Consider the following 4,627-nt stretch of genomic DNA (forward strand, 5'->3'; position numbering starts at 1 on the left):
ATGACCGTCGGTGTGCACGCATAAATCGACATCAAATACATCCCCAGATCATTGGAGCATATGCGAACAACAGCGTCGACAATGCCTATCACAGGATTACCAGCTCGTAGCTGCCGCTACATCGGCCGACGTCGGACGAGAGGGTGAGGACGGCGCTTTTAGGTTGGCGCATCAGCGAGGCGACGAATGATCTCACCGAAGGTCATGGTGGCCGAGGGCGATGAGTGGCACTGCGTGTTGATACAGTATGCCCTCGAGGCCGAAGGCTATCACGTCGAGATCGTTACCCGCGGCGAAGAGGCCGAAATCCGTCTGGAAGATAGCTTGCCCGACCTCTTGGTGCTCGACCGGATGCTGCCGGCCGCCGGCGTTTCTGGCAACGAGCTTGGCAGGCGCCTGCGCATGCGGCCCGAGACGATGCAACTGCCGATCATCATGCTGATGGCACAGGGTGAGGAACGCGACCGCTTGCGCGAACTCTCGACGGGCTTCGACGACTACTTGGTCAAGCCCTTTACAACACCCGAACTCACCGTCCGCGTGAGAACATTGCTGAGGCGCGTCAAACCCGAAGTGCTGTCAGACGTGCTCGTCGTTCATGACATTATGCTCGATCGTCGGCAACATCAGGTCTTCCGGAAAGGCCGACCGGTCCAGCTCAGTCCGACGGAGTTCCGGCTCCTCGAGTTCATGATGCAGCATCCTGGCCGCGTGTTTTCAAGAGAACAGCTCAGGGAGCGCGTGTGGGGTAACAGCGTGTACCTGGATGGGCGCGCCGTGGACGTCTTCATCGTCAGACTGCGAAGGTCGCTGAAGGCTACCCGGGACCTGATCAGGACCGTTCGTGGGGCCGGATACGCGCTGGGGTCCAAGTAGCCCCCTTCCTTTACAGGGCCGTCGCAATGCCATATTGCTGACCAAAACATCGGTGATTATAGATATATGGATAAGAAGCTCGCACCCACCCGTGTCATCGGTCAGGCGCCAGTGATGAGTTTGCGCTCGTCGTGTCCAACGGCCGGCTCGGAACTTCCTCGCCGACCGGCGGGGTCGGCGGCCCCTTCCTTTCGTCACCAGTGGGCGTATTCTCGGTCGGCGCGGCACGAACGTCGCGCGGCTTGCCGTCGTCTTTGACCTCACCCCTAGCGCGAGCTCGTGCGTCAGTACCGGCGACGATCACGCCCTGGTCCTCGGCGGGTCTTGCATTGCCGTTCTTGTCCATGGTGGTTCTCCCTTCTCGGGCAAACTCGCCGCATACGGCAAGGTTCCGTCGGGGCGCGCCGGTGGAAAGCCGGCCATGGCGGCGGCCGGGTCGATACCATCGCGCGCCTTGCGCAGATTGCTTTCCTGGGCGTCGGTCGCGAACACTTTCAGGTCGAAACGGCCGCCTCCGCATGCTCCGTCACCAGCATGGCGAGGGAATAGGCTTCCTCGCCCGTGGAGCAGGCCGGGGCCCAGACGCGGATAGAAGCGCCCGTCTCGCGCTCCGCGACAATTGGCGCGGTGACCAGTTCGGCAAGTGCCTTCCATGCATCGGGGTCGCGTAAAAAACCGGTGACGCTGATCATCAGGTCGCCGACAAGCGCGGTGACTTCGTCGGAGTTGGTGCGCAGCTCGTCGATATATTCGTCCCAGTGTTTTGATGTTCCTGAGACCGAGACGACGGTGAACGCGCCGCCTCAGCGTCGTTTGCTTGTAGCTGCGAAAATCATGTCCGCCCCGAGCCCGCAAGAGTTCCAGAAGATGGCTGAGTGTCGAAAGCTTTACGTTGGATTTCACGGAGGGTTCTTCCGCAATATCAACCGCCACCTGGCCGCAATTCGCGGAAGGCTCCATCGCACAACTTTGCACGGCCGCCCCCCACCGGCAACCAAGCTGATAAATCTCGATGATGCATATGTTGGCTGGACGACCAAGGAAAAGTTGACTCCAGTCAACCGGAGGCATCGCCAGAGCCCCTAACGGACCCTGCCCACTTCTCCGTCCTGACGCCGCTCTCGGCCTTCTCCGACAAATCCGTACCTTTGCCTTGGCAGCGGATCGACCTAATCCAGTCTCACGGACCTTACTTCAGGGCGCTTCTGTCCTTGGCCGCACGTCACGACAACCCGCTGTCCCTCTTCAAGGAATTCCAGCCCACATTGTTTCAAAGTGGAGACATGGACGAACACGTCCTTGGAGCCGCCTTCCAGTGCGATGAAGCCAAATCCTTTGTCAGCGTTGTACCACTTCACCGAGCCGGCGCTCTCCTCGCCAGGAGAGTCTGGCTTTGAGCTGGGCAATGAGGAGTAGGAAGGCCGGTCCGTCCCCGATGAATTGCCCGAGCTGACTTCCAGGACTTCTGCGACCTGAGGCCCCTTCTGTCCTTCGCCGATGCGCACCGTCAGCTTCATCCCCTCGGATACGACGCGATGACCGGCGCTCTCCAACGCGCGGACATGAAGGAATGCGTCTGATCCATCGGCCAACTTCACAAAGCCGAACCCTTTATCGACATTGAACCATAAGACCTCCACATCGACCGGAGGTGAGCTCATGGCCGTTGGAGCCTTCGTAGGCTCGCGCAGGAAGTAGCTCGGCTCTGGCTCCTGATCGTTGCTGTCTTCGTCGAAGCCGCGGCGGCGCGGCTCCCGGTGGTCACGATACTTGCCCATCATCGTCTCGGAAAGCGCAGGGGGAGGGTTTCGCTACCACCGGAATGCTTTTCGTTCAATGCTGAGCCCGCAGCTGCTATTCGGCTTGATCTTCATCTAAACCATGGAAGAACGACTGGATATCCTCGGATTCAACGCTGCCGTCACTGTTCTGATCGACGGCATGGAAAATCCGCTCCTGGAAATCCCTGGAAATCCTGGATATCCCCAGCGCCGGGGGCGACATCGCCGCAGCACCCATAATGGCGAACACATGATCCTCATCCTTGCGCCCTGCATCCCGCCGCCCATGCTTCCGTGCACGCCTCGCATCATCTGTCGGTGTTCGATGCCTGAGCGGTCCATTCGATCCGGACGATGCATCCGATCCCTCTCTCCCCAAGCGACCGAGGCCGTGACGCCGGCTGCTTCGATGGCACGAACCAGATTCTTCGATTTCCATAAACGGAGCTTCAGGGTCTCGGCTGTAGCGGTCATGTACTTTCGAGCGCCTGAAAAACGCTGCAGGGGTATGTCGAATGTGAAACCTGCGCGGATAGCGCGGCGCCTGGCCAGAGCAGCCTCAGGACCCGCGCCGCTCATTCAACGCCGAAACGCTCTGAGACAGGCATGAGACTCCGAAAGATGGCATCGTTCCTGGCGCGCCATGCTTCGTCCGACAGCCATTCGTAATCCTGATCAGGCATCAGAGGAACGGTCCTCATTTCCGACTCCGGAATGCGCAGGAAGAAGCTGCTGCGTTCCTGATTCACCCGGAGGTACCGCAGTGGCACGACAATGCTGTCCTTCCCAGGAGTGAAAAACCCTCCCGAAGCAACAACGGCGTAGTCCCAGCGGTCCTTCGTTCCGATCACCACGTTCCTGACCTCGCCGATGATTTTGTCGTCGGAACTGCGAACCTCCGCGCCAAGTATCTCGTCAGCTCGTAGGCCGGGGCCGAGCTCGTTGATGTCGATGAGTGGCAGAGCACCTTCGGCGCCACGGTTACCTAGAACCTGCCCGCCCTCGCGGACCATAGGCTCTCCGGCGGCAAGCTGCTGGTCCGCCTCATCCTCGTCGTTGGCGCCCAATTGCCCCATGGACGGCGACGCGACAAGCTCGCGGATGTTGCCAAGGATGCGCTCGCAATCATCATGGCGGCCGTAAGACCACAAAATAAAAGCTGCATCGCGTAGCGCTCGCAGATCACGCACCATCTGCCGGTTTTCGCGATCGCGCAATTCGGGCTTTTGCAGGATCGCTTCCTCGAGTTTCGCGTCCGAGATGTTGCACTGCGCCGCTGCTTCACCGATCCCCAGCGCCACGAGGATCGACAGAGTAGCGACAAAAGTTCTGCAGTCCATGAACCTACTCCATTTCAGTGCTGTTGTGGCCTGGCCAGGTGGGCGTGCGAATCGGGTACAAGATCACGCAATATCGGGAGTGTCTTCATTAACCCAGCATGAACAAGCCGGCCTTCCCGGGGGTTCATCGGAAATTGTACAGTTGCAACTCGACCCCGCCGATTGTCGAAGCGAATGGGGGTATCTGAAAGCTCGCCGCCAGTGGCCCGCCATCCCCCACCCGAGAAAGCCTCAGCCCTGCCCTTTCCCCACGTGATCCGCCATCATCGCTCATCGCGATCCGATGGGCTTGGGGCCGCTTGGGTTGTATCGTGAGCGGTCTGATGTTCCATTTCCGCATTCAGCTCCGCGCCCAGTAGAACATCACAGCGGATATCCACAACCAAACCATAAAGCCGATGACGCGCCGAGAGACCCGTAGGCCTGTTGCAACTGTCAAACGTGACAACATACCAGGAAAACAGCATGGAGGCCCCCATCCACAGCAATGCTGCTTCGAGACTTCCCCAGGAGACCCACCGCCATCGAGCGTCTCTGCGGCTGGGACCGTAGCGGTATATGAATGCGAGACCAATCCCAACGGTCGCTAGTGGTTCCCGCCTGACATAAGAATCCAATCAGAGATTCCCT

The 4,627-nt window shown here is 59.6% G+C and carries 7 protein-coding genes and 1 pseudogene; 1 reads left to right on the forward strand and 7 read right to left on the reverse strand.

Annotation, left to right across the window (positions count from 1 at the left end; translation table 11 throughout):
• Positions 1–189 precede the first annotated feature (189 nt).
• On the forward strand, positions 190–876 hold the full coding sequence (locus MAXJ12_RS32305) for a winged helix-turn-helix domain-containing protein (protein WP_193364392.1): 687 nt from the start codon (positions 190–192) through the stop codon (positions 874–876).
• Positions 877–970: 94 nt separating this feature from the next.
• Here MAXJ12_RS32305 and MAXJ12_RS32310 read toward each other — a convergent pair whose 3' ends face one another.
• The 7 genes and pseudogenes from MAXJ12_RS32310 to MAXJ12_RS36305 all read right to left on the reverse strand — a co-directional run bounded on the left by MAXJ12_RS32310 (position 971) and on the right by MAXJ12_RS36305 (position 4,614).
• On the reverse strand, positions 971–1,222 hold the full coding sequence (locus MAXJ12_RS32310) for a hypothetical protein (RefSeq protein ID WP_008840434.1): 252 nt from the start codon (positions 1,220–1,222) through the stop codon (positions 971–973).
• A gap of 148 nt (positions 1,223–1,370) precedes the next feature.
• Positions 1,371–1,568 (reverse strand): CheR family methyltransferase, encoded by a 198-nt coding sequence (locus tag MAXJ12_RS32315; protein ID WP_008840435.1) that lies wholly within the window; start codon positions 1,566–1,568, stop codon positions 1,371–1,373.
• Between the two features lie 64 nt (positions 1,569–1,632).
• Positions 1,633–1,947, reverse strand: a pseudogene (locus tag MAXJ12_RS40320) (hypothetical protein); the annotation flags it as partial.
• A gap of 98 nt (positions 1,948–2,045) precedes the next feature.
• Positions 2,046–2,654, reverse strand: coding sequence for a cold-shock protein (locus MAXJ12_RS39795; protein ID WP_040589335.1), 609 nt, complete (start codon positions 2,652–2,654; stop codon positions 2,046–2,048).
• 76 nt (positions 2,655–2,730) lie between these two features.
• Complete coding sequence (locus MAXJ12_RS37965; RefSeq protein WP_008840437.1) at positions 2,731–2,907, reverse strand: hypothetical protein; 177 nt, start codon at positions 2,905–2,907, stop codon at positions 2,731–2,733.
• A 325-nt stretch (positions 2,908–3,232) separates the two neighbouring features.
• Positions 3,233–3,997 (reverse strand): PRC-barrel domain-containing protein, encoded by a 765-nt coding sequence (locus MAXJ12_RS32325; RefSeq protein ID WP_008840438.1) that lies wholly within the window; start codon positions 3,995–3,997, stop codon positions 3,233–3,235.
• 263 nt (positions 3,998–4,260) lie between these two features.
• Positions 4,261–4,614: a YihY/virulence factor BrkB family protein gene (locus MAXJ12_RS36305; protein WP_085984158.1), complete on the reverse strand. Its 354-nt coding sequence runs from the start codon at positions 4,612–4,614 to the stop codon at positions 4,261–4,263.
• Between the last annotated feature and the right edge of the window lie 13 nt (positions 4,615–4,627).

The organism is Mesorhizobium alhagi CCNWXJ12-2, from assembly GCF_000236565.1.
Classification (GTDB): Bacteria; Pseudomonadota; Alphaproteobacteria; order Rhizobiales; family Rhizobiaceae; genus Allomesorhizobium; species Allomesorhizobium alhagi.

Excerpts from the sequence above, each read along its gene's own strand:
- MAXJ12_RS32310 (WP_008840434.1), bottom strand. The coding sequence starts at position 1,222 with ATGGACAAGAACGGCAATGCAAGACCCGCCGAGGACCAGGGCGTGATC.
- MAXJ12_RS32315 (WP_008840435.1), bottom strand. The coding sequence starts at position 1,568 with ATGATCAGCGTCACCGGTTTTTTACGCGACCCCGATGCATGGAAGGCA.
- MAXJ12_RS39795 (WP_040589335.1), bottom strand. The coding sequence starts at position 2,654 with ATGGGCAAGTATCGTGACCACCGGGAGCCGCGCCGCCGCGGCTTCGAC.
- MAXJ12_RS32325 (WP_008840438.1), bottom strand. The coding sequence starts at position 3,997 with ATGGACTGCAGAACTTTTGTCGCTACTCTGTCGATCCTCGTGGCGCTG.